Consider the following 1907-nt stretch of genomic DNA (forward strand, 5'->3'; position numbering starts at 1 on the left):
GGCCGGTGTTCATCCCACCGCGGCGATCGCGTCGCGCCACGTCGGCAGCAGCTCGTCGAGCAGTGCCTCGGTGCGCGGCGGCAGGCCCCGGGCCCCGCTGCGACCGATGAGATCGGTGGCGAGCGCGGTGAGCTGGGACGAGTCGCCGGTGGCGTGGGTGGCGCGCAGCAGCTCGTGCCACAGGCGCTCGTCGGCCGGGGCGGTGCGCAGGGCCGCGTTGAGGGCCTCGATGGCCTTCTCCGCGCGGTCCCTCTCCATGTGGAACTCGCACAGCGCGAGCCCGGTGTCCGCGACGAGCAGGGGCAGCTGGGCGTCGACGATCTCGTGGGTGAGCCACCGGTAGCGGCCCTCGGGCCGGTCGGCGATCAGCGGCCCGCGCACCAGCACGAGCGCGTCGGTGAGCAGCCGCCCGCGCACGGCCCGGCTGTCGACGCCCTTGCCCTGCGTGGCCTCGTGGTAGAGCGAGCGCAGCACGTCCAGGTCGGAGACGACGGACTTGGCGAGCGTGAGCCGCCCCGTCCCGTCCCGGCCGAGGCGGGGCGTACCGTCCGGGTCGGCGCCGAGCCACACCCGCAGCCGGTCCAGGAGCGCCTCCCGTACGTCGTCGGTGACGCCGCGCGGCCACAGCGCGGAGGCCAGCACCCGCGGATGCACGCCCTCGCGGTGCAGGAGCAGCATGGCGAGCGCCTCGTGCAGCAGCGCGCTGCGCTCCCCGTCCGGGGTGTCCAGGCCGATGATCTCGTACGGCCCGACGAGACGGGCGTAGACGGCGGGCCGGCCGTGCTCGCTGATGTCGACGAGGAACGGCGGGGTGGTCACGGGCCCGTTCGTCTCGCGCTCGGGGTCGGCGTCGGTGAACAGCTCGACCACGGCGCGCTGTTGGGCGGCGGGCAGCAGCTGCGCGTCGAGTTCGAGCCCGAGCAGCGGCGCGAGCAGCTTGCCCTGGCCGGTGATCTCCATCTCCCAGGCGGCGCCCGGCAGATCGCCGGTCTCGGTGCCGACGAGGTAGCCGATACCGAGGCGCCCGGCGTCGGCGGCGAGTTCGGCGAGCTTGACGGCGTCCTCGGCGGACGGCTGGGCGGCGAGGAGGACGAGGTGCGGGGCCCAGCGGGTGTGCTGGGCGGGCCCGGTGCGGCCGGTGAGCACGGAGTCGTGCCCGGCCGCGCCCAGCGCGCCCCGCCGCTGCCGCGTCTCGGCCTCCATGGTCTCGACGAGCGCCTCGATGTCCTCGAGGTGCCGGATCCGGTTCGGGGCGAGCGGCGTCAGGTCCTCGCCGAAGCCGACGAGCGTGATGGTCATGCGGTCGGACCACCCGTTGGTCGCCAACTCGGCGGCGACGGACGAGAAGACGGCGGCCCGGTCGGCCTCCCGGCCGCTCAGCGAGACGATGCCGGGCACCGCCTCCAGGTTGAGCAGCAGCCGCGAGTCGTCCATGGTGCCGAGGCTGACGAGCCCCGGGTACGGAGCGGCCGTGTCCACGTCCTCGTAGCGCTCGGCGTCGGTCCTGGCCAGCATCCAGAAGGTCTGGTCCTGACCCTGCTGCCAGGGGGCGGGCGGCTTCCCGGCGGGCTGGGCGAGCTGGAGGTGCAGGTCGCCGTTGCTCAGCCAGGCCGCGTAGACGACCGGCAGCGCGCGCGACTCCTCGGCGAGGGAAGCGGCGAGCCCCCTCAGACTCCGGTCGAGCAGTCGTACGCCCTCGGGGTCGGCGCCGACGAGCAGCGCGTCCTGGACGTCCTGGGCGTCCCCGGTCGGCGTGGGCGGCTCCATGCCGCGCCGCCCGCCGACGGCCCCGAACGCCGACTGCCACAGCGCCTGCCGGCGCCGCCGGCCCAGGGCGCCGAGGAGACCGGCGGCGAGGAGGGGAGCGGTGAGCAGGGCCTCGGGAAGACCGAAGGAGCTGTCGGACT

General features: G+C 75.3%; 1 protein-coding gene. It reads right to left on the minus strand.

What is annotated here, in order from left to right; all coding sequences use genetic code 11:
- Nucleotides 1-9: 9 nt before the first annotated feature.
- On the minus strand, nt 10-1907 hold a 1898-nt coding region (locus ACFTZL_RS44450), incomplete at its 5' end, for a BTAD domain-containing putative transcriptional regulator (RefSeq protein ID WP_382596222.1).

Origin of the sequence: Streptomyces sp. NPDC056948 (genome assembly GCF_042674225.1) — a bacterium.
Classification (GTDB): Bacteria; Actinomycetota; Actinomycetes; order Streptomycetales; family Streptomycetaceae; genus Streptomyces; species Streptomyces purpurascens.